Source organism: Pectobacterium sp. S5, from assembly GCF_051707265.1.
Lineage (GTDB): Bacteria > Pseudomonadota > Gammaproteobacteria > Enterobacterales > Enterobacteriaceae > Pectobacterium > Pectobacterium polare.
This window is the reverse complement of sequence record NZ_JAULSZ010000004.1, coordinates 1-25,536: the sequence shown is the minus strand read 5'-3', so window position 1 is coordinate 25,536 and position 25,536 is coordinate 1. Positions and strand designations below refer to the sequence as shown.

Annotated in this window: 20 protein-coding genes and 1 pseudogene; 8 read left to right on the top strand and 13 right to left on the bottom strand. The window is 52.8% G+C overall.

The genetic code is table 11. The features are described 5' to 3' along the window. Positions 1-8 precede the first annotated feature (8 nt). Positions 9-893, top strand: a complete 885-nt coding sequence (locus QWJ20_RS14865) for a LysR family transcriptional regulator (RefSeq protein ID WP_433992867.1) — start codon at positions 9-11, stop codon at positions 891-893. Positions 894-899: 6 nt separating this feature from the next. After that, positions 900-1,184: pseudogene (locus QWJ20_RS14860) on the top strand (helix-turn-helix domain-containing protein); the annotation flags it as partial. A 169-nt stretch (positions 1,185-1,353) separates the two neighbouring features. On the opposite strand, the gene QWJ20_RS14855 reads toward QWJ20_RS14860, so the two are convergent. Further along, positions 1,354-1,767, bottom strand: a complete 414-nt coding sequence (locus tag QWJ20_RS14855) for a hypothetical protein (RefSeq protein WP_226301515.1) — start codon at positions 1,765-1,767, stop codon at positions 1,354-1,356. A gap of 28 nt (positions 1,768-1,795) precedes the next feature. Then, a complete protein-coding gene (locus tag QWJ20_RS14850) occupies positions 1,796-2,344 on the bottom strand; it encodes a hypothetical protein (RefSeq protein ID WP_433992866.1) in 549 nt (182 codons plus the stop codon). Between the two features lie 302 nt (positions 2,345-2,646). On the opposite strand from QWJ20_RS14850, the gene QWJ20_RS14845 reads away from it, so the two are divergent. Beyond that, the gene (locus QWJ20_RS14845) at positions 2,647-2,958 is read left to right on the top strand and encodes a hypothetical protein (RefSeq protein ID WP_433992865.1); all 312 of its coding nucleotides are present in this window, start codon (positions 2,647-2,649) and stop codon (positions 2,956-2,958) included. Between the two features lie 396 nt (positions 2,959-3,354). After that, the gene (locus QWJ20_RS14840) at positions 3,355-6,252 is read left to right on the top strand and encodes an AAA family ATPase (RefSeq protein WP_433992864.1); all 2,898 of its coding nucleotides are present in this window, start codon (positions 3,355-3,357) and stop codon (positions 6,250-6,252) included. 391 nt (positions 6,253-6,643) lie between these two features. On the opposite strand, the gene QWJ20_RS14835 is transcribed toward QWJ20_RS14840, so the two are convergent. From QWJ20_RS14835 to QWJ20_RS14815, 5 genes are all read right to left on the bottom strand, one after another. Continuing rightward, entirely contained in the window at positions 6,644-8,698 is a 2,055-nt protein-coding gene (locus QWJ20_RS14835; RefSeq protein ID WP_433992863.1) for a hypothetical protein, read from the bottom strand. A 105-nt stretch (positions 8,699-8,803) separates the two neighbouring features. Further along, on the bottom strand, positions 8,804-9,718 hold the full coding sequence (locus tag QWJ20_RS14830) for an aminotransferase class IV (RefSeq protein ID WP_433992862.1): 915 nt from the start codon (positions 9,716-9,718) through the stop codon (positions 8,804-8,806). A 28-nt stretch (positions 9,719-9,746) separates the two neighbouring features. Further along, the gene (locus QWJ20_RS14825; protein WP_433992861.1) at positions 9,747-10,613 is read right to left on the bottom strand and encodes an amino acid ABC transporter ATP-binding protein; all 867 of its coding nucleotides are present in this window, start codon (positions 10,611-10,613) and stop codon (positions 9,747-9,749) included. Between the two features lie 23 nt (positions 10,614-10,636). Continuing rightward, positions 10,637-11,302 carry an amino acid ABC transporter permease gene (locus QWJ20_RS14820; RefSeq protein ID WP_039275425.1) on the bottom strand — a complete coding sequence of 222 codons (666 nt, stop codon included), beginning with the start codon at positions 11,300-11,302 and terminating at the stop codon, positions 10,637-10,639. 8 nt (positions 11,303-11,310) lie between these two features. Beyond that, the gene (locus tag QWJ20_RS14815) at positions 11,311-11,988 is read right to left on the bottom strand and encodes an amino acid ABC transporter permease (RefSeq protein ID WP_433992860.1); all 678 of its coding nucleotides are present in this window, start codon (positions 11,986-11,988) and stop codon (positions 11,311-11,313) included. A 150-nt stretch (positions 11,989-12,138) separates the two neighbouring features. Between QWJ20_RS14815 and QWJ20_RS14810 the strand changes: the two genes are divergently transcribed. After that, positions 12,139-13,548 (top strand): MmgE/PrpD family protein, encoded by a 1,410-nt coding sequence (locus QWJ20_RS14810; protein ID WP_433992859.1) that lies wholly within the window; start codon positions 12,139-12,141, stop codon positions 13,546-13,548. Between the two features lie 35 nt (positions 13,549-13,583). Here the strand turns inward: QWJ20_RS14810 and QWJ20_RS14805 are convergent, their stop codons facing one another. The 3 genes from QWJ20_RS14805 to QWJ20_RS14795 form a co-directional block, all read right to left on the bottom strand. Further along, a complete protein-coding gene (locus QWJ20_RS14805) occupies positions 13,584-14,417 on the bottom strand; it encodes a transporter substrate-binding domain-containing protein (RefSeq protein WP_120358042.1) in 834 nt (277 codons plus the stop codon). Positions 14,418-14,734: 317 nt separating this feature from the next. After that, positions 14,735-16,009: a sensor histidine kinase gene (locus QWJ20_RS14800; RefSeq protein WP_433992858.1), complete on the bottom strand. Its 1,275-nt coding sequence runs from the start codon at positions 16,007-16,009 to the stop codon at positions 14,735-14,737. 8 nt (positions 16,010-16,017) lie between these two features. After that, on the bottom strand, positions 16,018-16,707 hold the full coding sequence (locus QWJ20_RS14795) for a response regulator transcription factor (protein WP_433992857.1): 690 nt from the start codon (positions 16,705-16,707) through the stop codon (positions 16,018-16,020). Positions 16,708-16,860: 153 nt separating this feature from the next. On the opposite strand from QWJ20_RS14795, the gene QWJ20_RS14790 reads away from it, so the two are divergent. The 3 genes from QWJ20_RS14790 to QWJ20_RS14780 are packed head-to-tail and all read left to right on the top strand — an operon-like array spanning position 16,861 to position 21,865. Then, positions 16,861-17,676 (top strand): MipA/OmpV family protein, encoded by an 816-nt coding sequence (locus QWJ20_RS14790; RefSeq protein WP_219680790.1) that lies wholly within the window; start codon positions 16,861-16,863, stop codon positions 17,674-17,676. A 26-nt stretch (positions 17,677-17,702) separates the two neighbouring features. Next, complete coding sequence (locus QWJ20_RS14785) at positions 17,703-18,785, top strand: efflux RND transporter periplasmic adaptor subunit (protein ID WP_433992856.1); 1,083 nt, start codon at positions 17,703-17,705, stop codon at positions 18,783-18,785. Further along, positions 18,785-21,865 (top strand): efflux RND transporter permease subunit, encoded by a 3,081-nt coding sequence (locus QWJ20_RS14780; protein WP_433992855.1) that lies wholly within the window; start codon positions 18,785-18,787, stop codon positions 21,863-21,865. Before QWJ20_RS14785 ends, QWJ20_RS14780 begins: the two co-directional genes overlap by 1 nt. 58 nt (positions 21,866-21,923) lie before the next feature. On the opposite strand, the gene dgoD is transcribed toward QWJ20_RS14780, so the two are convergent. The 3 genes from dgoD to QWJ20_RS14765 all read right to left on the bottom strand — a co-directional run. Beyond that, entirely contained in the window at positions 21,924-23,105 is a 1,182-nt protein-coding gene (gene dgoD / locus QWJ20_RS14775) for a galactonate dehydratase (protein ID WP_174869865.1), read from the bottom strand. 108 nt (positions 23,106-23,213) lie between these two features. After that, positions 23,214-24,713, bottom strand: coding sequence for a SulP family inorganic anion transporter (locus QWJ20_RS14770; RefSeq protein ID WP_433992854.1), 1,500 nt, complete (start codon positions 24,711-24,713; stop codon positions 23,214-23,216). 185 nt (positions 24,714-24,898) lie between these two features. Then, positions 24,899-25,536, bottom strand: a 638-nt coding sequence (locus QWJ20_RS14765; RefSeq protein WP_433992853.1) for a thiamine pyrophosphate-dependent enzyme, incomplete at its 5' end; no start/stop codon positions are given.

Genomic DNA, 25,536 nt, shown 5'->3' with positions numbered 1-25,536 from the left:
AGGAAGAAATGGATCGTATACAGGCTATGCAGATCTTTATCCGGGTGGCTGAAGCCGGAAGCTTCGTGCGGGCGGCAGAAGCGCTTTCACTGCCTGCTTCAACGGTTACCAGTACGATTAAAAGTCTTGAGAAATATCTACAGGTACGCCTGCTTAACCGGACAACGAGACGGGTCAGCCTTACCCCAGAAGGTTTGCAGTATCTCAGTGAGTGCAGGGAAATTCTCTCATTAATCGAACATGCGGAATCCGGCCTGAAGGATTCCGTCAGGCGACCACAGGGGCGTCTGCGAGTTGATATGCCGAGTGGGATAGCCCATTTCATCGTTATGCCAAACCTGAAAGACTTTTACCGGCTTTATCCGGATATTTACCTGATGATTGGAGTAAGCGATCGACAGGTCAATCTCGTTCAGGAGGGCGTGGACTGCGTAATCAGGACGGGGGAGCTGAATAACTCTACGCTTGTGGCTCGTCCGCTTGGCCGTTTTCGGTGGATCACTTGCGCCTCACCGGACTATCTCAGGGAGTATGGTATTCCTGATAGCCCTGAAGAGTTGTCACAGCATCGGGCCATTCACTACTTTTCCGGCTCTGCCAGGCGCGCGGATGAACTGCATTTCCTGCGTGGCACTGAGACTTTGTCTGTGCCAGTAAAGGGAAATGCCGCCGTTAATGAAACGGGACTCTATATTAAAATGTGTCTTGACGGTTTTGGGCTGGCACAGCTTGCTGAAAGCATCGTTTTTGAGAATCTTCAGGAAGGAAGACTTGTTGAGGTTATGGCTGACTGGCAGCCGCCATCAGTTCCGGTCACATTACTTTACCCACATCAGCGTTTTCTTTCTCCGGCCGTTCGCGCGTTTTCTGACTGGGTTGCCACTATTCTATGAAGCACTCGTACCGCAAGAGAATTGATGCTCAGCCATCGGTGGGAGGCGACCTTAATTGAGATGGCTGATATTGCGAATATGTCGGAACGTACTTTTTCCCGCCATTTTTTACGCGACACAGGTTTTAGCTTCAGAATGTGGAAACAGAGAGCCAGAATATATACATCATTAGACCTTCTCTCTAATGGTGTATCCGTTAAACAGATCGCCTACCAACTCGGCTTTTCCTGCCCTGCCGCGTTTTCTGCTGCATTTCGTTCAATGATGGGCACAACCCCAAGCGAGTTCTAATCTGGCTTTGAATGTTTCTACTTAATAAATTCACTCACTGGGGATGCAAATTTTTGTTTTTCGCTCTTAACTGACGGAGCGGTCCTTTTACCTGACTACTAAGTGCCAACAGCGGACGTTTCTATGGCTATTGAGTATCAAAAAACTGGGCGCGGATCATACTACCCTATTACATCTTTAATTCTATCTTCTCATCTGAAACATAGATCGCGCTTTTCACTTCATTTGGCAATGATTCATATCTCAAAGGTTTTTGGGGTGTCGAAATTAATCTATATTCACCTTGTTCATAGTCGTAGCTGAACAATCCTTTGCTTGACATTTCAACAAAAGAACGTAAGTAGCGAGAACGTTGCTGCTCATTTGAAAATGAAGGAATATTACTTTTTATAACACTAACCTCTGACAAAGATTCCAGTGTGTATATATAATCAAGAATAAAATTATAGTTCTCGGCAGAAGCTTTGATCCTTTCAGGAACAGGACCTTGACCAGCTGTTGCAAAATGCGCGAGGTATCCTTCCTGGCTGGATAAAAACCAGTCCAAATCATATTCTAAAAACTCATTGTCCATTTCCGTCATTTTTAACACCACGTAGCAGCCAGATTAATCAACCCTGTCTTTTCCAGACCGTAATATCACTGCTTGTTGCCGATATAATTAACTCACCATCCCATGAGAAACCAACACAGCGAAAGTAATCATTTGCAAGTCTGAGACACCCTTCTTTATGGGAGGCAATTAATGCACTCTTACCCGGCGGGCACCAGATTAACATTTCCAGAGGCCACCCTGGCGACACTCGCTCCAGGGCCTCTCCATACCGGTTATACATTGGTAAACCACCGCCACACAGACCTGCAATGGAAAGAGTCTCACCGCTCAGCGGTCCTATACCTGCACATGCAAGGCCAACTGAGTCGTACCAGTTACCATACTCTTCATGATCTCTGGCAATAATCTCTCCACTCATACAATCAAGCACCCCTCTTCCGGAAGAGGAAATTATCAGGAGCAAGTGGTTATAATTACGTGAAAAAGCGACTTCGGTTAAACCACCTACGGCCATCTCGATACAAGGCACCCAATTACAATCAGGAATATCTCTCAGTAGCAATTTAAGGCTATTTTCATGGCTCTTTGGCTGCCAGATAGACATCTGAACTCCTTATCAGTGTTGGGCGGCACATAGCATCTCATAACGAGGAGAAATGTTATTTTAACAGCAGTTAGGATGAAGTGTCATAAACAGTTATCTTTACGCCCGCCCCTTCGTTCAGGTTCAGACAGACAAGCATTGATCTGCTCCCCATAGATAAATACGCGGCTATGATCGTAAAGTATCGATCAGCCGCCAGGAAAATCGCGAACTTCCACTGGCCTCTCACTGCAGATCATGTTGCACACTGCCCGCTTCGTGCCAGAAGCGGATATAGCTAACGTTATTATGGAGGCTGTTTTATGAGTTGTGGCCAGTGTCTAGATTTATGTGTTAAATACGTTATCCGTCAACCTGAACAATTACGTAAAGCAATCCGCATTGCAAAGCATGCGCTCAGCGAAGGGGTTCTGACCGAAATTAAAGCAACTGATGATTGGAACCAATACAGCTTTCATGAGTGTGCTGAAAAGATGATATGGGGCGATATAGTTGATTATCATTTTGTTTGTAAGCATTGTGGGACTCGGTTCGCATTGGGAGCTGAAACCTACCATGGCAGTGGTGGCTATTGGTCGCCCGAGAATGAAAAACCATCTGCAATAATTGACTAGCTTTTGTTCTTAGCAGCCAAGAATTTCTGCTGTGAACGGCTTCGTGCCAGAAGCGGAAGTTCCTAAAACAGTCTGTACTAACCAAAGGGAAGTATGTCAGGCCTGATTTGCCATGAAAGCAGGCTTACCCTTAAAAAAAATGACGCCATCCCTATTTCAGTTGTTTCAGAAAGATGCAATAACAGGCTATAAAACAAACAGAAAAGCATTGTCTTACTCTCTTTCATTCTTTTGACCTGCAAGTTAAACGGCAAAGCGTGATCGTTGAGACAAGCGCCACAGATCAGAAATCCGGGGGTGATAAATTTTTAAGTTATACTGAGAGGTTTCCCCCGACCATTCAAACTGAGCAACTGAAAAAATGAAAATTTTTCAATACTCTTATTGGGGCTATGTATGAGCAGAGAAAAGGCATTCGAAAAATTTAAGGAAGTGCAGGAACGGTATATCGCTCGAAAAGATACTCTTTTTGAAGCAAATGAAGCTGAAAGCCGCTTACTGGTGATAGATGAGATCCTAAGTATACTGGGCTGGAATAAAGAAGAATTTACACCGGAAGCGTATTGCGGAACAGCGGGGTATGCCGATTATATACTGAGTATTGAAAGAATGCCTCGCCTTGTTGTTGAAGCCAAAAAAATCGGCGTGACCTTTGGCCTTCCAAAAAACACCTTAACCTTGAACGAATACTCTGTCGCCTATCTCAAAAAAGCATTCAATAAGAAAATTTCTGAGGTTATCGATCAGGCACAAAGATACTGTGTCGAAAAAGCAGTTCAATATGCATTAATCACAAATGGTGCAGAGTGGTTTGTTTGCCCCATGCTGCCAAAAGCCGGTAAAACAACTGACTCGATGAAAGGCGTTTATTTTGGAAATATCTTTGGAGATGAGTTTTCGTTTGATCTCATGTACAACCTCATCTCTAGGGACAGCACAGAAAAGAATAATCTGGACAGCTATCTCTCAGAACTGAATCATGTACCATCAGAAGTGTGTTACATGCTAAAAGATCATGTTCATGATTTCATTTGGGATAGTAACAAAGATAATCAATGGATAGATGACTTTTATGAAAACTTTTTCTCCCAGATAACAGAGAACAATCAGCGAAAAATGCTGGAACACTGCTTTGTCAGTGACTCTAAGTTGGATCAGTTTAAAGGAGAAATAAAAAGAGCGTTAAAAGATTCAAAACCCAGCTTTCTTCCGAATGATGCGTTAGATCTCTCACCTGCTGAAGGTAAAGAATTCATTCTAGAGCATCATACTGGTAAAGTTATCATCATTACTGGTGCCGTTGGATGTGGAAAGACCACTCTGGTGACTAAATGTTTAGTAGAAGCCAGACAGCAAAAGAACATATATGCAACTCCAATCATCATAGATTTAATAAATGACGTTTCAAAACATAGCATTGATGTAAAAAACGTCGTATTCACTTATCTGCATGACAAGATAAAAAGCGAGTATGAAAGTGAATTTACATTAGATGAGCTACGCATTACATTTTCGCATGAAATTAAAGTATTAAAAAATGGGCCCTACAAGGATATCTTTTCCAAGAATCCAGAAATGTTTATGGTCAAAGAAGCTGAACTGCTGGAGAAGGAAAGCGTCAACCGACAGAGTCTAGTATTAAAAATATTCAAAAAACGTGTCAAAGAAAACAAATCCGTTATTATTGTGATTGATAATGTCGACCGAGCTTCTGAATCGTTTCAAGAGGAAATTTATGCTTTATCTCATTTAATAACCCAAGAATCGGGTGCAACAGTCATCATCACACTCAGAGAGTTCACCTTCTTTAAAAATAAAGATAAAGGTTTTCTGGACGTTAGGCCAGAAGACAAGATCATTCACCTCAAATCACCAGACTTTAACAAACTGATTTCGACCAGGATAAAGTACATTAAAGAATATCTGAGTGAGGATTTTAGGATTAAAGACTGGAGAAAAAAATATCAGCTTCAAGATTTCTTGGAAAAAATGAATTTCTACGCAGATGTGCTGAGAAAAAACCTTCAACTGTCGAGTGAGAGCATGCCCATCCTGGAGATATTATCTTCTGTGTCTTGGCATAATATCCGAAACTTTTATCAATTGATTAAACACGTACACTACCAATTGGGAAATGAGTCAGCGTGGCGTAAAAAGGATGTCATCTCCACGCTCACTTACCATCCAGATCACACGGAAAAAGCATATATACCGAATGTTTATCTGCCCTATCAGAACGTAAACCAGTGCTACTTCCTGAAGTTAAGAATACTCTATTTTTTGAATGACGCCGTTTCCCCCGGAGAAATTGCAAAAGGAATTAGCCTTGAACGGATAATCCGGTTCGCATCACTTTACGGTTATAAAAAAGACTGGATTAGCAAAGCAATTGAAGGTTCGGTTAAAGAAAGGATTATTGAATGTATTGAACTACCCTCTGACAGTGACTTCAACATCGAATACACCGTTAGCTCAGCCCATACATTTCGTATATCGCCTTTAGGCACCTGTTTGATACTCGATATCTGCCACACATCAATTTACCTGTCTTTGACATCTCTTTATTTACCTTTCCATGAAAAAAAGCCCTATAATGAAGCAAAACAAGAACTCACCAGACTGATTAATTCAATTTATAATGATAAGAGTATTAACACCAATCATGAGATTATTGATCTGGTCGAAGAAAGTCAGATGCCAATTCTGATATCAAGATATCTGTCATCAGAGTATGTAAGAGAAAAACTGACTTTATCATTACTGAGAACTCAAACAGACGTACTCTTAACGGAAAAAAGCATAAACCGATTGGTGGCATCGTTCAGTCGTAACATAGGGAACAACGACGAGTTTACCGCTAGCCGTGAAAAAAACGATCACGGTAATTTATCTTTCGATTTCGACGATGGAATTGAAACAACCTGCGCATCCGGTGAAGAGCGAGACATCCCGCCTTCATTCAAGCCATTATCTCTTGAAAATGCCATGTCCTGTGGAAGTGAGTATATCCCTCTCATTTTTGTCGCTCTGGTGATACGATCCTATCTTGGTTTTGAGACCAGCATTGGCACTCAGATCACAGAAACAATTAACGATCACATAGTAAATGATGACAATAAAAAATATACAAATAATGTTTCACGTGCGCTGCGTTCTAACTCTCTAATCAAACAGAAATGGTTGCTGATCAGGACAGATTTACATCCTAAGTTCAGGAAGTTTTCACTGAGCAGCACCTGGCAGTCAGAATGGATTGAAATATTCGGTGAAGAACCGCCAGAAATCGAAATTTGACGCGGGGGGATAAGGAGCAAAGTATGCAAGTAAGCTGTAAAAGTGAAATTGAGGATCAGTCGATAATTGACCAATTTCCCATAGATTCCCACATGGCAATGTTAGCATTATAAATATGGGCGAACTTCCGCTCTCGCTCAAAGCAGACGTCCCTTACGAGCTCTTAAATCTGAGAAGTCGCTGAATAATACCTCTGAACGACCCATAAACCCCGGCGACTCAATCTCCCCGAGCAGACGTTGGGACTTATTGTTATCCCATTGAGTGGGTAATGGAAAGCACTTGCCTCCATATAACCTCACTCAATGCGGAGCCACTTTCGAAAGGATATGAATCACCCGCACACCCGCGCAGAATCATCGATTACTGAGCGTTTCTCCTGTGTGGGATATCAGCGTTCATACTCCCATTTCGGAATCACGCAGCCTTTAGGGCCGGGGGCGGTCTGTTTTCCGTTCTCATCGAAACGTGTTTCACAGCCTGTGGTCAGCCTGCCGTCTTTCCAGACTCCGCTGCTTTTGACTTTGCCATCGGGGTAATAACAGGCGCTTTCGCCCTGGCGCAGCGCGCCCTGATAATCTTTGTACTCTTTGCCATCGACCACCAACGGTTTGAAACCCTGCGCGCGACTAATGCATTGCATCTGGCCGTTAGGGTAATAGCTGATTTGGGTGTAGCTGTCATCGGTGCCGATACGCGTTTCATCCTGACGCTGACCGTTCGCATACCAGGTATTATTGGTTTGCTGGCGGTTGAACAGATAATCGGCTTCGGTGAGCGGCGTGCCGTCAGGGTTGAAGGTTTGCTGTTTACCGCAGTAGCCGCGGCCGCTCATCGACAGAGGGCAGTAATTGCGCTCGGTAATTTTGACGCCAGTGGCGGTAAATTCCTGCATCAGTCCGACTTCATAACCGTGGTCATAGGTCGATACGGACTTCGGTTTTCCGTCGGGGAAATTATAGATATACAGGCCGTCGAGTTCGCCATTGCGGTAGCCGCGATCGGCGCGCAGAGTGGTGCCATCGTCATAATATTCGATTTCACGGCCCTCCAGTTTGCCCATGACATAGTCAGCCTGATAAACCATTTTTCCGGCAGCGTTGAACTTCTGGTACAAACCGTGGGGAAGATTATCTTTATAATGAATGATTTGTGTCAGACGGCCTTTCTCATCACTCCAGCGCAGTTCTCCCTGCTTTATGCCAGCGATCAGTTCGACCTGCTGGATCTCGCCGTCAGCCGTCTTTAGTTTCCACATACCGTTAGCCACGCCTTTCACAAACGGGCCTTCGCCGTTTTCGGTGATCCACATGCCTTCAGGCTGGTCATCAACATAATCGCCCTTCGAGCGTAGCACACCCGCTAGACGGCGCTCGCTTGGGCCATGACGCTGTCCATTGAGGTAGGTATCGAAGCCACCCAGCTCTGGTGTATTGCCATCCATGCCGTCGGTGATTTCCCAGCGGCCTTCACGCTCATCGTCTTTCATCAATCCCGTTGCCGTTTCTTGCCCATCGCTGATGGTCCACTGGCCTTGCTGTTGTCCCGCTATATAGCTACCTGAACTGCCGAAGTTTTCGCCGACGGTGGTCCATTTTCCGTCAGGAACGCCATGCAGGAAAAAACCTTTTACTAAGCCATATTGCGCCGAGTAATAGACATAAGGCCCATTCTCGCTGCCGCTGAATTTAGCCGGGTCAGTTTGCCAACTGATGGCTGTCGCGCGAAATCCGGGGGTTGCGCTGTCTTCCACGCGACGGAAGGTTACGGTGAGAAATAAACCGTCTTTTTCCGCAAAGGTTTTTTTATAAGCGTAGACGTTGTCTGCTGGCTGTTTCGCAGCATGAGAAGGTGTGCCATCGTCAAGATACCAGCCGACAACGTTGCCCTGAGTAAAGTCGATGTTATCGAAATCGTGATTATCGAACTTAGGGTACTGCGCGCTGTAGTCATAAGGTGGAAGCTTGCCGAGTGCGCGTTTCACCAGCGTTGAATTGAGGTCCTTATTCTCGCGAACCAGCTTGTCCAGAACCGGCTGTAAACTTAGCACCGGAATATAGCTGCCGTCTTCAATGTAACGCCAACCGCGCAGGGCGAACTTGCCCTGGCTTTTACTCAACACCAGCGTGATTTGACCAGCCTGGTCCACGTCAGCATAAAACACGGATTCGATGGTGGAATCGGGGAAGGTACCGAGCAGGTGGGGAAGGTGATCGACACTCTGATCCTCTTCGCTACAGAAGCAATAATAGCCTTTGACCACCTGGTTTTCCTGAATGAAAACCAGAAGGGCGCTGCTGTCGCGTGCGCCCGAAATAATAGGATGCGCCAGCGTTTTACCCGCGTAAAAAGGGTGTGCGGTGTCGTCCGGGGCGGCGATAGCCGTGCTGACCCCTATGACCATATTCAGTAGTAGGATGCCAAACAGTAACTTTACGGCTTTCATTCCCTGACCTGCTCTTTTGAAAAAGTGCGCTTAGGTTACATGAAATGTTTCTAACGGTTAATATTTCGTTGAATCAATTCGTTGCTGAACGTAGCGCCTCAATCACTACGCGTGCAGATACGCCTCATACCAGCGGCTGAGCTGTTCGGTTACCGGGCGGTGTTCGGGGTTAAACGGGCGGCCGTCCAGCGCTTTTACCGGGGTGATGCCCGCCAGCGTGCCGGTGACAAAGGCTTCATCGGCAGTGAGCGCTTCTGCCAGCGTAAAATCTTGAGTCTTAACCTTCAGCCCGTTGGCCTCTGCAAGGTTGATAATGGTCTGACGGGTAATGCCGTTGAAGCAGTAGCGGCCCGACGACGTCCACAGTTCACCGCGACGGACGATAAAAAAGTTGGTGGAGTTACAACTGGCGACAAAACCGTGTGGATCCAGCATCAGCGCCTCATCGGCACCAGCCTGCAAGGCCTGTAGCAGCGCCTGAATCAGATTGAGCCGACTATGTGAGTTCAGCCTCAGATCGAAGACGTCTGGCGTACTGGTGCGGTAGGTGGAGGTAAACAGCGTCAGCCCGCGCTTTTTCGCCGCCGTATCGACGACTTTATACTCCGCCACGCACACGACCGTTGCGCCGCCGATAATAAAGCGGGGATCCTGATTCGGGGTATGCTTTTTCCCTCGGGTAATCATCAGGCGAATATGCGCGCCATCGGTCATGCCGTTGATGGCGAGCGTTTGATAGATAATATCGGTCAGCGCTTCCCGGCTATGGCCGATATCCAGCTGGATTGCGGCGGCACCGTCGAACAGACGATCCAGATGGGCATCCAGCGCAATCAGGCGGCCGTTAACCAAACGCAGGCCTTCCCATACGCCATCGCCGCACACGTAGCCGGAATCAAAAATCGACACCACCGCGTTATCGCGATGAACAAACTCTCCATTCACATACACCTGTACGTCGCTGTTACGCGGATCCTGCAAATAGGCCTGGCTGCTCTGGCTGAATAATGTGGGTTGCATCGTGCTGTTCCTGAATGTGAATGATGAGTTAAAAGGAGCGCTCGGCAAAGCGCGCAAGAAAGGCCTGGGTTCGCGGCTGCTGCGGGTTTTTGAGTACCTGTTCGGCGCTGCCCATTTCATGGATCACGCCGTTTTCGATAAACACGACGCGGTCGGCGAAGTGATAGGCAAACCCCAGTTCATGGGTGACCAGCAGAAGGGTGCGGCCTTCCTCCGCTAATGCTCGGATGGTGTGCAGCACTTCGCCCACCAGTTCTGGATCCAGTGACGATGTCGGTTCATCGAACAGCATGACTTCTGGTGACATCGCTAGCGCGCGGGCAATCGCCACCCGCTGCTGCTGACCGCCGGACAGGCTACCGGGGCGGGCTTCTTGTTTGTTGCCCAGACCGACCTTTTCCAACTGTGCTTTGGCGATGATATCCGCGTCATGCCGTGGCATTTTCTTCACCGACAGCAGCGCTTCACGCACATTCTCTAGCACGGTCATATGGGGAAACAGGTTGAATTGCTGGAACACCATGCCTACGCGTTCCCGCACGGCGCACAGCTGCTTTTCCGGGTAGTCGCGCTGGCCTTGCGCGTTGGTTTTTCCCAACACCACACCATCCAGTTCGATGGTGCCGGCGCTGGGGATCTCCATAAAATTCAGGCAGCGCAGCAGGGTGCTTTTTCCCGATCCGCTGCCGCCGATGATGGCAATTTTTTCGCCGCGGCGCACATCGAGATCGATCCCTTTCAATACCTCAACGGCACCGAAGCGTTTCTGGAGTCCGCGAATGCGCAGGACGATATCGTCGTTCAGAGCTTCATTTCCACTCAACGGATTATTTCTACTCAGCGTACCGTTTTCATTCAAAGTACGATTTTCACTCAAACTAATAGCTTCACGCATAGCAATCCTGTGGTGCTGTCAGGCTAGGGGGTTGAACGGAAACGACGTTCAAGTCGTGCGGCAAGGTAGCTCCCCGGCCAGATCAAAACGAAATAGAGCAGCGCGACCACCGTCAGGATTTCCAGCGGACGATAATAGGTGCTGCTCAGCAGCCGCCCTTGATACATCAGTTCGTTGACGGCCAGTATCGAGGCCAGCGAGGTTACCTTGGCCAGTTCGATCATCCGGTTGGTGAGGGCGGGCAGCATGTTGCGTAATACCTGCGGCAGAACCACGCGCCGCAGGATCACTGCCTGCCGCATGCCCAGCGCTTTTGCACCTTCCCACTGTCCGTGGTCGATGGATTGCAGCCCAGCGCGGAAAATTTCCGTACAGTACGCGGCGCTATACAGCGTCAGAGCCAGCGCTGCGGCGGCAAAGGTACTGAACTGCACGCCGACCAGAACCGGGAAAGCGTAATAAAACCAGATCAGTTGGATCAGAACGGGCGTATTACGGAAGATTTCGACAAAGCATCTGGCGGGCAGCGACAGCCAGCGTTTGCCAAATACGCGAAACAGACCGAGAACCAGCCCCAGCGCGGTGCCCAGCACACCGGCCAGCAGCCAGAGTTCGAGCGTGACGCCAAGGCCTTTCAGCAGCACGGGAAGGTTGTGCCAGACCAGCGAGAAATCCCATTGATAATGCATGATGTTCCTTACGCGAGCCGGCGATCTGCTAGCGACAGCCGTTTCTCAATATGTTGACTGAACAGGCTAATCAGCAGCAGCAGGGTGAAATACATCACGGCCACCAGACTGTAGACTTCCAGCGGTCGGTAGGTCTGGCTGTTGATCTGCATCGCCTGATAAAGCAGTTCGCTGTAGGCCAGCGATGACGCCAGCGACGTGGATTTGATGAGTTCAAATGAGCGTTCAATAAAGGGCGGGATCATCCGGCGTAACGCCTGAGGAAGAATGACCCGACGCAGTGCTGTTGATTTCGACATGCCCAGCGCTTTTGCCCCTTCCCATTGCCCCGCGTGAATAGAGGAAATCGCGCCACGGTAAACTTCGGCATAAAAGGCACCGGACTGTGCGGACAGCGCGATTACGGCGGCGGTAAAAGGCGAAAACGTTAACGGCGTAATGACGGGCAGGGCGTAGTAAATCCAGAAAAAATGCACCAGCGCGGGCGTATTACGATAAAAGCCAATCAACATCGCGGCAGGCAGGCGCAAGAGTTGGCGGGGCGACATTTTCATGGCGGCGAGCACCATGCCAGCGACCATCCCGATCAGGATGCTGGTGGCACCGATCTTTATCGTTCCCCATAGCCCTTCCAGCAGCAGCTGGTAATAGGGCCAGATGGCGGAAAAATCCCACTGATACGACATAAAATAGCGCCCCTGGAAAATGCATAATTAGGAAATACGTTTCTTATTTTGTTAGAACCGATGCATCTTAGCAGGTCGAAAAAATGATAAATAAATAATAAAACGTGGTGCTAATATTCCTTTTATTTATAAAAGAATGGCGGAATGCCGATGCTTCACGCTGCTGAACACCCTCTGACGTTGCGCCTCGCGACCTTTGCCCATCGATTGACGATTCAGGACATTCCCGCTGCGTTAAGACGAAAAATCGAGCTGCATTTTATCGACAGTCTGGGCTGCGGCATCGCGGGTGCGAGCAGCCAGGTGGTGAAGGACTGCGCGCGTGTCACCCGCCTGCATTATGCGGCGGGCAATAGCCCGGTATTGGATGGCGGCGTGCCGTTGGCGGCCATTGGCGCGGCGTTTTTGAATGCGGCGGCGATCAATGCGCTGGATTACGATGATGGTTATGAGGTTGCCGGACGCGGCATGGGGCACCCCGGCGCCACGCTGGTTGCCGCCGCGCTGGCGGCACTCGGATCGCGCCCGATTGACGGCGAAACGCTGATCTGTGCGCTGGCCGCCGCGTATGAAATCAATGGTCGTATCATTCAGTCTCAGCAGCCGAGTCAGGCGCGTTTTCAGCAGGTGTATGGCGTGTGCCAGCACGAATCCATCGGGGCGGCGGTGGCCTACGGACTGCTCACTGGATGTGATTCTGAAGGACTAGAGAACGCCATCGGTCTGGCGGCGTCGCTGACGCCGTTGCCTAGCTTGCACAAATACAACTGGCAGCAGCGTCCGCTGGTGTCTTTCAAGGATTACAACGCCCCTGCGGCGGAGTCGGGCGTCCGTGCCGTCGAGCTGCATCGTGGCGGGATTATCGGCCCAAGGGATGTGCTGTCCGGCGAGCAAGGATTCTGGCGCATGATGGGGTCTGATCGCTTTGATGAAGTGGCATTGCTGGATGGACTAGGAGAGGCGTGGGCGATCCAGCACGCCAGTTTCAAAGCGTATCCGTCCTGTCGCTGGATACATACCGCGCTGGAATCCTTCGAACGCGTACAGCACGAACTGGTGCTGTCGCCGCAGGCTATTGACCTGATTCGGGTCAAAGGAAGCCAGAGGCTGGCCGCTGATTTTATGGATGCACGGCCGCAAAATGCGACGGATGCGCAGTTCAGCCTGCCGTTTGCGCTGGCGTGTCTGGCTTATCGTATTCCGAGGCATCGCTGGAGTGCGGACGACACCTTAACCAACCCAGAACTTCTGGCGCTGGCCGGTAAGGTACAGGTTGAGGTTTCTCCCGAACTCGACCAACTGATGGCGCAGGCGCGTCGGCCAGTGTTGCAGGTTGATGTCGTCACGCGGGGAAAAGTGGTAAGCGGTGAGCGCATTGCCTTCCCGCTGGGGTGCGCAGAACACCCGTTGGCGGAAAGCCGCATCATGGCGAAATTTGCGGAGAATCTCTCGTCCCGATTTGCCTCAACAACGGTGGCGGAGGCAACGGCGGCGTTATCCGAACTGGAACAATGTCAGGATGTCGCCGCGCTGCTGACCCCGCTAATGCAGATGTCCTGACTCCATTCAGGACTGTTGCTTTAACCGTTTCCGACTTATTTCCAATCTTCTTTAATGACCGATGGCACTTTGCTGACGTCCACGCCGCGCAGTTTGAGAGCCTGTTCATAGTAGTGCTGCGTCTTGCCGGATTGATACAGCTTGGCAAACTCGTCATTCAGGAAGTTATGGAAGGTTTGATCGGCTTCTTTACGGATTGCCCCGCTGGTGCTGACCTCAATAATCGGCTTCGGCAGAATCAGATTGCCCTTGCCGACTTTAGCCTGTTGCAGCGCCAGCGCCGGGTGGAAATAGGACAGCGCATCGACCCGACCCGCATAGAACGCCGCCACGCCTTCATCCATATTCGGGAAACGTACCAGCTGCGCTTTTGGCAGGCGTTTGGTCAGAATTAGGTCTGGGCTGGAGCCCAGCGTGACGCCGATTTTAACATCTTCCCGATTGAGGTCGTCCCAGTTGGTCACCGTAATGCCATCGCGAATCAACACGCCTTGCGCATACCAAAAGAAAGGCTGCTCAGGAAAATCGACCGCTTTTTTCCGCTCTTCCGTTGGGTCGAGCACCAGCATGGTATCGATCTGACCGGTTTGTAAGGCGGCGATGGCGTTGCCCCATGTGGTTTCCACCGTCACCAATTTTACCCCGAGGTCTTTTGCCAGCTCTTTACCGATGTTATAGCCGATGCCGTCCCATTCTCCGGTTGATGGGTTTTTAAAATACCAGGGCTCGCCCTGTGCCACGCCGATGCGTAACTCACCGGTCTGTTTGATATGTTGCCACGTCGAGGTTTGTGTTTCGGCGGCGTGGCTGAAAAAGGAGGCGCTAATCAGCGTTATCGCCATGAATGCCTGGTGAAGTGAACGTTTCATGATAATTACCTTGATGATTGAGTTTTAATCGAGGCGATATATTTCGCTCATGCAGAGTAGCGAAATACTTATAGCGAAATTAGTTCTTTTCGCCTTATCTCATTCCAGATAAATATAACGATTCATTGAGAGAAAAATCACGTTGGCGGACTGTCTGCCCCGCGGTAGGGCGCGGCGTCTGGGGTTGTTCTGTTTAGCTTGTCATGTAGCCGATGAGGATTGCCGCTATTTACCATGTTTTTCCCCTGCGGCAGGGCATAGCAATAATTTCGCTATGCTTTTTAATAATGGGCAATTAACTCACGGTATGCGGCGTATTAGATACTACGTGGCAGCGTCATCACGATGGTAAGACCGCCGTGATGACCGTGCTCTGGCGTATCGCTTTCTGCATGACTTTTCGTATGACTTTCTGCGTAACTTTCCGCATAAGCAGAATTTTCAGTACAGGCATAAATCGTGCCTCCGTGTGCCGTGATAATGGCTGAGGCGATGGACAGCCCCAGCCCGCTGCCGCCGGAGTGCCTTCCACGCGAATGCTCGGCGCGCCAGAAGCGGTCGAAAAGCAGGGGCAACGATTCTGGCTCAATGCCCGGTCCGCGATCGGAGACGGTAATCTGCCAGCACGGTATGTTCTCACGCAGCGTCGTTTCACGCACCTCAATCGCCAGATAGCGGCCATCGCTGGCGTAGCTTAAGGCGTTCTCGATCAAAATAGAGAACACCTGTCCTAACCGTTCGCGGTCGGCAAGGCAGAAGTCGTGTTGTTCGATATGCGTCTGTGTCTGAAATCCGGCCTGCTCTAGCTGTGGCCGATACCAGGTTAGTCGTTCGGTGATGAGTTCGTCGAAGTAGAAAGGGGTCTGAACCAGTTGCAGTTGTCCGGCTCTGGCGAGCGACAGAAAATGCAGATCCTGAATCACATGATTGAGCTGTTCGAGCTGTTTGATGACCATCGTCAACTGGGCTTTATCTCGCGGGAAGACATCATCAAGCATGCCCTGAACGCGGCCCATTGCCGCATTTAACGGCGTACGCAGTTCGTGAGCCAGCGCCGCACTGGATTCACGCAGTTCCCGTTCGTAGCGCTCCAGCTGTGCGGTCATGTTGTTAAAGTCGTCCGCCAGCGTTACCAACTCCATCGGTGCTTGCTCGACCAACTGCGTGCGGGTATCGAATTTCCCTTGAGCGACATCGCGTGCGGCGCTGGCGATGTTGGAAAATTGCTGTGACAGTGGTCGCGCGCGCCACAGTACCACGACCACCATGGTGGGCAGGGCGATCAGCACCATAATGGCGAGCACCAGCCAGTCGCTGCTGGCAATATTCGGCACAAAGAACTCCGGGCCGTAATACTGATTGATAATCTGTTGATAGCGCGGGTTGGCGTAGTCTTTCTGTTCGCTTAATTGCTGAAATTCGGTCCGTATCTCGACCGGCATGTGCTGCTCGACGTAGAGATTGTTGACGGCGAAACGCAGCCACATGAGGCCCGCGATAATCACCACGGCGGCAAGCAGCAGAGAAATAATGCGAAAGCATAGCCAGCGCCACAGCGACATTTTTTCTGACAGAAAGATCGATTTTTTCATCGCAACACTTACCGGAATCGATAGCCGACGGAGCGGACGGTGACTAATACATTGATGATGTCGTACTGATTGAGCTTCTTCCTGAGGTTGTGAACGTGGGTATCCACCACACGCTCCAGCGCGTCGCTTTCCGGCAGGCTGGCTTCCAGCAGTTCACCACGGGTAAAGGCGCGGTTGGGCGCTTTGAGCAGCGTCACCAGAATGTTGAATTCGGTCGGCGTCAGATCGAGCACCACGGATTCTGATGGCGATACCGCGATGCTTGCCGTGACGGAGGTCGGGTCAACCGACAAATTCTCGAATGTCAGGACTGCATCTTCCCGGATCGCGTAGCCGGTACGTCGCAGTACGGCCTGCACCCGCGCCACCACTTCCTGTGGGTTATAGGGCTTGACGACATAATCATCCGCGCCGTAGCGCAGCGCGCCGATTCTTTCCGGTTCGTCGCCGATAGCCGTCACCATAATCACCGGAATATTACTGCGCTGCCGCAGGGCGGACAGCACCTCTGAGCCATTCATCTTCGGCAGCATCACGTCCAGCAAAATCAAATCGGGTTTACTGGTCAGCGCCATGTGCAGACCCCGTTGCCCATCAGACGCGATAGACACCTGATAGCCGTCGCGCCGCAGATAGGCCTCAAGCACGCTGGCAGCATCCATATCGTCTTCAATAATCAACTCCCGTTTTTCTGCCATCGCACCCTCTTGATGAAATCTTAAAAAACCACAAAGCGTTTCTTGACTAAACGTCAGCATAATCCGCCACGATGCTGAAAAGCCAACACCAATCACGCTGTACCCGTCGGGGAAACGCCACGGTGCAAGATTACCGCGTAAAAGAGGGGATGTATGAACATAACAAAAATTATTTTATCCACCTGCCTGTCCGCTGCCGCGCTGTCCAGTGCGGCTGTTGCCGAAGCGGCAGAAGACGCCGCGCCTTCATTCTGGGGTGACCACACGGATGTCGTCGTGGGTGTCGCTGCCCAGAATGCGCCGCGCTACAGAGGGAGCAAAGATCGTCAAACCACTGCGCTGCCTGTGCTGACCATTCAGCGCGGCGCACTTTATGTTGATTCTACGCACGGTATCGGCTGGCAATACCAGTCGCCCTCCGGTTTTTATCTCGATCACGCGATCGGTTACGACCTGGGAAGGGATGACAAAAACAGCCAGTGGCGCGCGGGTTCAAACCGTCTGAAAGGGATGGGCAAGGTTAAAGGATCGGTAACGACCACGCTAACGGCGGGGTATCAGTTTGCACCCTGGCTGGCGCTGGAAGCGAGCGGCGAATTTGCGCTGAGCGAAAGAGATAGGGGAAATCAGTACCGCATCGGGGCAAAGAGCACGGTGTGGCAGTCCGCGACAAAAGACGATGTGCTGGCGCTGTCGGCGGACGTGCTGATGGGGGATGCCCGCTTTAATCAAACCTACTACGGCGTAACGCAGCAGCAGAGTATCCGCTCTGGGCTGGCGGCCTATCATGCCGGGAAAGGCGTTTACGGCTATGCGTTGGGCGCGAACTGGACGCATCAATTTAGCCCTGCGTGGTCAACCAACGTCGGGGTGACCTCAACCTGGCTCACTGACAAGGTCGCGGACAGTCAGGTTGTGGAACGACGCAATGATACCGGTGCCACGCTGGCCGTTCTGTATGCGTTCTGAGGCTATCTGATGAGTGAGAGGACGTGATGATGGTCAGCCGTTTTGCTTTCTGTCTGCTGTTGGCCGTGCTGCTTAGCGGCTGTGACAGCGCTAATGATACGCCCGCGTCACCGCCCGTCAGGCCGGTAAAAACGCTGGTGGTTATGCCGGCGATGAGCCGGGAACCGGTGACGTTGACGGGGGAAGTTCGCCCGCATGAAGAAACCGCGCTAGGTTTCCGGCTGGATGGTCGCATCCTGAATCGTCTGGTGGATGTGGGTGCGTCGGTGAAGCGCGGCGATGTGATTGCGACGCTCGATGCTCGCGACAGTGAAAACCAGCTGCGCAGCGCGCAGGCGGATTTATCGAGCGCAGTCTCGGCGGAACGGCTGGCAAAAAGCAACTTTTCCCGCATGAAGGCGCTGGCACCGGGCGGCGCGATTGCGCGCGTGCAGCTTGATGAAGCGCAGGCAAATTGGGACGCGGCGGTTTCCCGTCGTGAAAGTGCGCAGGCAACGGTGAAAGGTGCGCAGGAGCGTTTCGGCTATACGCAGCTTACGGCCGCGCAGGACGGAGTGATCACGACGGTCAGCGCCAATCCCGGTCAGGTGGTGAGCGCCGGACAAGAGGTGGTGAAGCTGGCCTCCCTCGGCGGGCGCGATGCGGTGTTTGATGTGCCGGAACGGCTGGTCAATCAGTCGCTTTCCACGCGCGTTATCCGCGTTTCACTGCTGTCTGAGCCGAGCGTTCAGACAGAGGGGCGCGTGCGGGATATCAGCCCGCAGGCCGATCCCGTTACGCGAACCTTCAGGGTGAGAGTCACGTTAACCTCGCCACCCACCGCGATGGTATTCGGTGCCAGCGTGAATGGCGCGATACAGCAGTCCGACGCGGCTGTTATTGAACTGCCGGCGTCTGCGCTCACGCGGCAGGGAGATCAACCTGCGGTCTACGTCGTAAATACCACAACCCAGACGGTACGCTTGCAGCCGGTTACCGTGGCGCGCTACAGCGACACGGCGATCTTCATTGCCGGGGGACTGGAACAGGGCGATCGCGTGGTGATCGCTGGCGTCAGTAAGCTACGGCCGGATGAAAAAATTCGACTGGATGAAGAGGAGCGTCGCTGATGTCACAAGAACCGCAATCGACCCGCGCACGATTTAACCTGTCCGCCTGGGCACTGGCGCATCAGCAACTGGTCGCGTTTATGATGCTGGTGATTATGGCGGCAGGCGTGATGAGCTATCAACGTTTGCCTCGTAACGAAGATCCGGCATTTACCATCAAGTCTGCCGTGGTGTCTGCCGCCTGGCCGGGCGCGACGGTGAGCGATACCGTCAATTTCGTCACCGATAAGCTGGAGAAAAAATTACAGGAAACGCCATACCTCGATTATGTCGAGAGCTACACCCGAGCCGGAGAGGCGGTGGTTTTCGTTAACCTGCGCGATGACACGCCGCCGTCTGCCGTGCCGAATATCTGGTATACGGTGCGTAAGAAAATGACGGACATTGCCAGCTCGCTTCCCGATGGCGTCAGTCCGCCCGCTGTTAATGACGAGTTTGATGATACGTTCGGGACGATTTATGGCTTTACCGCCGACGGTTTTTCGCCGCGAGAGCTGCGCGATCGCGTCGAGGATATTCGCTCGGCGTTATTGAGCGTGCCGGATGTCGGTAAGGTCGACATGCTGGGCGTCGAAGAAGAACAGATTGTGGTGACGTTTTCTCCCCGACGTCTCGCTGGGCTGGGGTTAGATCCGCAGCAGGTTATCGATTCACTGAAAGCGCAGAATGCGGTCACGCCCGCCGGTATTATTCGTACCGAGGACGATAAGATTGCCGTGCGCGTCAGCGGGGCGTTTACCTCCGAGCAAAGCCTGCGTCAGATTACGTTGCGTATCGGCGGCAAGTTTGTCCCGCTGGTCGATATCGCCACGATTAACCGTGAAACGGCAGATCCGCCGTCGCCGACGTTTCGGGTAAATGGCGAGAAAGCCATTGGGTTGGCGATCTCAATGGCACCCACCGGCAACATGCTCAATTTCGGTCAAGCGATTCGCGAAAAAATGAACACGCTTTCTGCGCAACTGCCGCATGGGATCGAAATGACGCGCGTGGCCGACCAGGCTGAGGTGGTGAAAGGTGCGGTTGGCGGCTTCGTGAAAGTGCTGCTGGAAGCGGTGGCGATTGTGCTGGCGGTGTCGTTTGTCTCCCTCGGCAGCCGGGCCGGACTGGTGGTGGCCGCTTCTATCCCGATTGTGCTGGCGATGACCTTTATTGGCATGGAAATCACCGGTATCGGGCTACAGCGCATTTCGCTAGGCGCGCTGATTATTGCGCTGGGGCTGCTGGTGGATGATGCCATGATTACGGTGGAAGCGATGGTCTCGCGGCTGGAACAGGGCTGGGATCGCAAACGGGCGGCGGCCTGGGCCTATGAAAGCACGGCGTTTCCGATGTTAACGGGGACGCTGGTGATGATCGCCGGGTTTATTCCGGTGGGGTTTGCCGCATCCAGCGCGGGGGAATACTGCTTTTCGCTCTTCGTGGTGGTTCTGATTTCGCTCCTGAGTTCCTGGATCGTCGCGATTCTCTTTTCGCCGCTGCTCGGCGTCTGGCTGTTGCCAAAAACGTTTCGTCACCATTCCGACGAACCGGGACGCTTGGGACGACTCTATCGTCAGTGGCTACAGCGCGCACTGGCAAACCGGGGGATGACGCTGGCGATCACGCTGATCCTACTGATCATTGCCCTGTTCGGTGCGACGCGGCTGGAGGGCGAGTTCTTTCCGGCCTCCGACAGGCCTGAGCTGCTGGTCAGCCTGACGCTACCGGCGAATGCCTCACAGGCGGTGACGGAAACGCAGGCAAAACGGCTGGAAGCTATCCTGAAAAACGATCCTGACGTTGACCATTTTTCCACTTATGTAGGATCGGGCGCGGTGCGATTTTATCTCCCGATGGATGTGTTGCTGAGCCATGAGAATATTGCGCAGCTGGTGGTGGTGGCAAAAAATCTGGAGGCGCGGGACGCGTTGGCAGCACGGTTAAATCAGGTGCTTGAGCGGGATTTCAGTAACATTGTCGCGCGGGTGTCTGCACTGGAGCTGGGGCCACCGGTAGGCTGGCCGCTGAAATACCGGGTAGCGGGACCAGATAGTCATCGTGTCCGCGATATCGCACAAGGGCTGGCGAGCCTGGTGGGGAAACAGGCTGATGTGCGTGAGGTGAATCTGACGGCGGGCGAGCCAGAACGCACGGTGAACGTGGTGCTGAATCAGACCGAAGCCCGCGCCGTTGGCATCAGTTCGCAGGATGTGGCCAGTATGCTGGCAGCGATATTTTCTGGTTCAACGCTAACGTCGGTACGAGATGGTAATCGGCTGGTGGACGTAGTGATTCGTGGCACGCCGCAGGAACGCAGAGATGTCGCAACGATCGCCAATCTGCAAATCCCGATTGCGGAGGGGCGCTCCGTTCCGCTGGGGCAGATCGCTACCGTGGCGTATGGCGTCGAGGATCCGATTATTTGGCGGCGTCAGCGCGAGCCGTTTATTGTAGTGCAAATGGATGTCGCGCCGGGCGTGCGGGCACCTGCGCTGTCTGAAAAATTGGCACCCGAGATTGAACGCTATCGCGCCGCGTTACCAGCGGGTTACCACATCACGGAAGGCGGCGTTGCGGCGGAGTCTGATAAGGGCAATGGTTCCGTGTACGCGGTGCTGCCGGTGACGCTGTTGGTGATGCTGGTGCTATTGATGATTCAGCTACAGCGTATTTCCCGCATGGCGCTGGCATTTCTGACCGCACCGTTCGGCCTGATCGGTATTGTCGCGGCCATGCTGCCGACCGGCACGCCGATGGGGTTTGTGGCGCTGCTGGGGGCGATTGCGCTGGCAGGAATGATCATTCGTAATGCGGTTATTCTGATTGGCGAGGTCGATCTGAATGTGAAAAATGGACAGCCTGCGACAGAGGCGATTGTCAATGCAGCCAGCCATCGTTCACGCCCGATTATACTGACGGCGCTGGCAGCGATTCTCGGCATGATCCCGATTGCGCATCAGGTGTTTTGGGGGCCGATGGCGTACGCGATTATCGGTGGATTGATGGTGGCGACCTTGCTGACGCTGCTTGCTCTGCCCGCGGCACTAAGCCTGCTCATGCAATGGGAAGGGCGGAAAACGGCAAATCCTATGCCGTAGGTGAAACGTCGGCAGGTCGTGGCGCGACGAGTGATCGCCACGGCCTGCCGACACGCCGTTATTGATCGACGACGGAACCGTCGACGTGCAGTCGGGTTTTCAGGCCGCGGCGGCGATAAGGGAAGCGGTTCTCCAGATCGTCCGCCAGCTCGATGCCGATGCCGGGCTGCGTCGGTATCTCCATGAACCCGTCCACGCATTTGAAGGTGTTCTTCACCACGTCTTTCTTCCGCACGCCGTTCTCTACGCCTGTCGCGCCAAATTTTTCTGACAGCGCTGGCTGGTCATCGCCCGGATATTCCAGCAGCGCAAAGTTCGGAATACTGACAGCGATCTGCAAGCAGGCTGCGGTGGACACCGGACTGAGCGGGTTATGCGGCACCACCATCAAATCGTTGGCTTCTGCTAATGCAGCCACTTTTTTCGCACCGGTGATGCCGCCGCACATGCAGACGTCAGGGCGCACATAGGCGACGGCGTTGCGGCGAATTAGCATCGCAAACTCCTGCGGGTTATTCAGGCGTTCACCGGTGGCGATAGGAATATTGATTTTGTCGGCCACTTCCGCCATCGAATCGAAGTTATCTGCGCCGATAGGGTCTTCAATAAAATAGGGGTAAAACGGTTCAATGCCGCGAGCGAACACCACCGCATCGGCGGGTTTCAGACGGCGGTGGATTTCGATACACAAGTCGACATCGTTACCGACCGCTTCCCGATAGAGGCCGATGCGCTCAATGGCTTCGCCGATCTCTTTGGCGTGAGTGGTGAAGTAGGGGGTATCGCGCGATTCATCGAGAAATGGCGTGAGGTGACCAATCGCGGTGAAGCCGTCGGCTTTGGCTTTTTTCAGATTGGCGATGGTTTCTTCCGTGGTGCGCCCGCCCGCGTGGGCATAAACGCGCGCTTTGTCGCGGCAGCGTCCGCCCAGCAGGTTATAAACCGGCGTATCGTAATATTTGCCCGCGATATCCCACAGGGCGATATCAATCGCGCTGATGGCACCCATGATCGCAGCACCACGGAAATGCCAGCAGCGGTACATATACTGCCAGTGGTGTTCAATACGCAGCGGGTCTTGCCCAATCAGATACGTGCGCAATGCCTCGACGGCACCTTTGGAGGCATCGAGAAAGCCCCAGGCACCGGATTCGCCAATACCCGTCAGCCCCTCGTCAGTAGTGACCTCAACAAACATATATCGATTCGCGAGGATCACGCGCACGTCGGTAATTTTCATCAATGCTTTCCTTAAGTTAGCCTGCTTAGCATTGAGTCTAATCACAGAGGCGTGCGGGTTGTCAACGCTGGCGTCCGCGACGGTAGCCGCCTTCGAACGCCGAGTGACTTAGAGATGTCCTGACAGGCGCTGGTGAATTTTGGTGCTATGGGTATCCAGCCCGACAATCGTGACCTTCGCATCGTAGCGATGATAGCGGGTTTCGATCGCGTCGAGTGCCGCCACGCTGGAGGCATCCCAGATTTGGGCGTGCGTCAGATCGATGGTGACGTTTTGCGGGTCTTGCGCATAAAGAAAGTGTTCGAAGAGATCGTTGCTGCTGCCGAAGAAGAGCGGCCCGCGTACCGTGTAGTGCACCGACTGCCCGTCGTCGCTCACCTGACGCTCCGCGTGAATGACGTGCGCCACGCGGCGGGCAAACAGCAGGATGGCAAAGATCACGCCGCCCGCTACGCCGATAGCCAGATTCCCCGTCGAGACGGTCGCGACAACCGTCACGATGACCACCAGCGTTTCCGACAGCGGCATCCGCTTCAGCGTCGTCGGGTGCAGGCTATGCCAGTTCATCGTTTTCAGCGCGACGATCATCATAATGCCCGCTAGCACCACCATCGGAATCTTCGCCATGATTTCGCTCAGTCCGGTTACCAGCAACAACAGCACCAGCGCGGCGGCGAGGGTGGAAATGCGCGTGCGCGCTTTACCCAACTCCACGTTGACCACGGTCTGCCCGATCATCGCACACCCGGCAATGCCGCCATAAAATCCGGAGAAGATATTGGAAATGCCCAGCCCCCAGCATTCGCGACGCTTGCTGGACGGCGTATCCGTGATGTCGTCGACCAGTTTGGCGGTTAACAGCGATTCCATCAGCCCGACAAACGCGATACTCAGCGCGGTCGGCCAGATGATGTGCAGCGTTTCAAAATTGAACGGCACCAGCCACTGGGTGAAACTCGGCAATCCGGGCTGCATGGGGCCCGCATCGCCGACGTTAGGCACCGTGATACCGGTAAATAGGGCAATCGCGGTCACCGTCACAATGGCAACCAGCGGTGCGGGAATGCTTTTCACCACATAAGGCAGCAGCAGAACAATCGCGAGCGTCAGCGCGAACAGCAGCCAGACGAGCGAGGATTGCCCGTAAATATGCGGCACCTGCGCGGCAAAAATCAGGATGCCCAGGGCATTCACGAAACCGATCATCACCGAACGGGGGATGTAGCGCATCATCCTCGCCAGCCCGGCCAATCCAAATAGGATCTGGATGATCCCAGCCATGATCACCGCCGGCAGAATATAGGCTACGCCGTGCGCGTGTACCATCGGGCCGATAACCAGCGCCACGGCACCCGCTGCGGCGGTCACCATCGCTGGTCTGCCGCCGAGAAAGGACATGGTGAAGCACAGTACGATGGAGGCGAACAGGCTGACTTTGGGATCAACCCCCGCGATGATGGAAAAGGAAATCACCTCTGGGATAAGCGCCAGCGCGGTGATGGTGCCCGCCAAAACCTCGCGCATCAGCAGCGAGGGCGAGCGTAATACAGCAAGCGTTGACGTGGCAGAGGGCGCTGACGTCGGCGTGGCGTCGGATGATGAGATCATAGGTGCAGGCTCTTACTTTTTCTTATTTATCGGTCGATGACGAAAGGCGGAAGAGGATAAATTATCGGCAGTATAAAAGATACTGTCCGTCATCGGCAGGCAAGGAAAAGTCAGTAGGGAAACGAAGGAGCGGATAGCGTGTCGTTCTATCCGCCTGCTCGTTGTGTTTTCTGCTCTCGCGACGATCAACCGCCCGCTAAACGTCGATAACGTTCATATCGCTCTTTGGCATCCCGTTCGGTTTGCTCAAACAGGCTATTGGCGATGGCAGGATGCTGACGTTTTAAGGACGCATAGCGGACTTCGCCCATCAGGAAATCCTGGAAACTCTCTTCCGGCTCGTCCGAGTCGAGCGAGAAGGGATTTTTCCCCTTATCCACCCGCTGTGGATCGAAGCGATACAAATGCCAGTAACCGGCATCCACAGCGCGCTGGGTTTCACGCTGGCTGCACCCCATTCCGGCTTTCAAGCCGTGATTAATACAGGCGGCGTAGGCAATGATCAACGACGGGCCCGGCCAGGCTTCCGCTTCCGCCATCGCGCGTAGGGTTTGTGTCTTATCCGCGCCCATAGCGATCTGTGCCACGTACACGTTGCCGTAGCTCATGGCCATCATGCCGAGATCTTTTTTGCGCGTGCGCTTCCCTTCGGCGGCAAATTTGGCGATGGCGGCTACCGGTGTGGATTTGGACGATTGCCCGCCCGTGTTGGAATACACTTCGGTGTCAAACACCAGCACATTGATGTCTTCGCCGGAGGCCAGCACATGGTCTAGCCCACCGTAACCAATATCGTATGCCCAACCATCGCCGCCGAAGACCC

Excerpts from the sequence above, each read along its gene's own strand:
- QWJ20_RS14865 (WP_433992867.1), top strand. The coding sequence starts at position 9 with ATGGATCGTATACAGGCTATGCAGATCTTTATCCGGGTGGCTGAAGCC.
- QWJ20_RS14855 (WP_226301515.1), bottom strand. The coding sequence starts at position 1,767 with ATGACGGAAATGGACAATGAGTTTTTAGAATATGATTTGGACTGGTTT.
- QWJ20_RS14850 (WP_433992866.1), bottom strand. The coding sequence starts at position 2,344 with ATGTCTATCTGGCAGCCAAAGAGCCATGAAAATAGCCTTAAATTGCTA.
- QWJ20_RS14845 (WP_433992865.1), top strand. The coding sequence starts at position 2,647 with ATGAGTTGTGGCCAGTGTCTAGATTTATGTGTTAAATACGTTATCCGT.
- QWJ20_RS14840 (WP_433992864.1), top strand. The coding sequence starts at position 3,355 with ATGAGCAGAGAAAAGGCATTCGAAAAATTTAAGGAAGTGCAGGAACGG.
- QWJ20_RS14835 (WP_433992863.1), bottom strand. The coding sequence starts at position 8,698 with ATGAAAGCCGTAAAGTTACTGTTTGGCATCCTACTACTGAATATGGTC.
- QWJ20_RS14830 (WP_433992862.1), bottom strand. The coding sequence starts at position 9,718 with ATGCAACCCACATTATTCAGCCAGAGCAGCCAGGCCTATTTGCAGGAT.
- QWJ20_RS14825 (WP_433992861.1), bottom strand. The coding sequence starts at position 10,613 with ATGCGTGAAGCTATTAGTTTGAGTGAAAATCGTACTTTGAATGAAAAC.
- QWJ20_RS14820 (WP_039275425.1), bottom strand. The coding sequence starts at position 11,302 with ATGCATTATCAATGGGATTTCTCGCTGGTCTGGCACAACCTTCCCGTG.
- QWJ20_RS14815 (WP_433992860.1), bottom strand. The coding sequence starts at position 11,988 with ATGTCGTATCAGTGGGATTTTTCCGCCATCTGGCCCTATTACCAGCTG.
- QWJ20_RS14810 (WP_433992859.1), top strand. The coding sequence starts at position 12,139 with ATGCTTCACGCTGCTGAACACCCTCTGACGTTGCGCCTCGCGACCTTT.
- QWJ20_RS14805 (WP_120358042.1), bottom strand. The coding sequence starts at position 14,417 with ATGAAACGTTCACTTCACCAGGCATTCATGGCGATAACGCTGATTAGC.
- QWJ20_RS14800 (WP_433992858.1), bottom strand. The coding sequence starts at position 16,009 with ATGAAAAAATCGATCTTTCTGTCAGAAAAAATGTCGCTGTGGCGCTGG.
- QWJ20_RS14795 (WP_433992857.1), bottom strand. The coding sequence starts at position 16,707 with ATGGCAGAAAAACGGGAGTTGATTATTGAAGACGATATGGATGCTGCC.
- QWJ20_RS14790 (WP_219680790.1), top strand. The coding sequence starts at position 16,861 with ATGAACATAACAAAAATTATTTTATCCACCTGCCTGTCCGCTGCCGCG.
- QWJ20_RS14785 (WP_433992856.1), top strand. The coding sequence starts at position 17,703 with ATGATGGTCAGCCGTTTTGCTTTCTGTCTGCTGTTGGCCGTGCTGCTT.
- QWJ20_RS14780 (WP_433992855.1), top strand. The coding sequence starts at position 18,785 with ATGTCACAAGAACCGCAATCGACCCGCGCACGATTTAACCTGTCCGCC.
- dgoD (WP_174869865.1), bottom strand. The coding sequence starts at position 23,105 with ATGAAAATTACCGACGTGCGCGTGATCCTCGCGAATCGATATATGTTT.
- QWJ20_RS14770 (WP_433992854.1), bottom strand. The coding sequence starts at position 24,713 with ATGATCTCATCATCCGACGCCACGCCGACGTCAGCGCCCTCTGCCACG.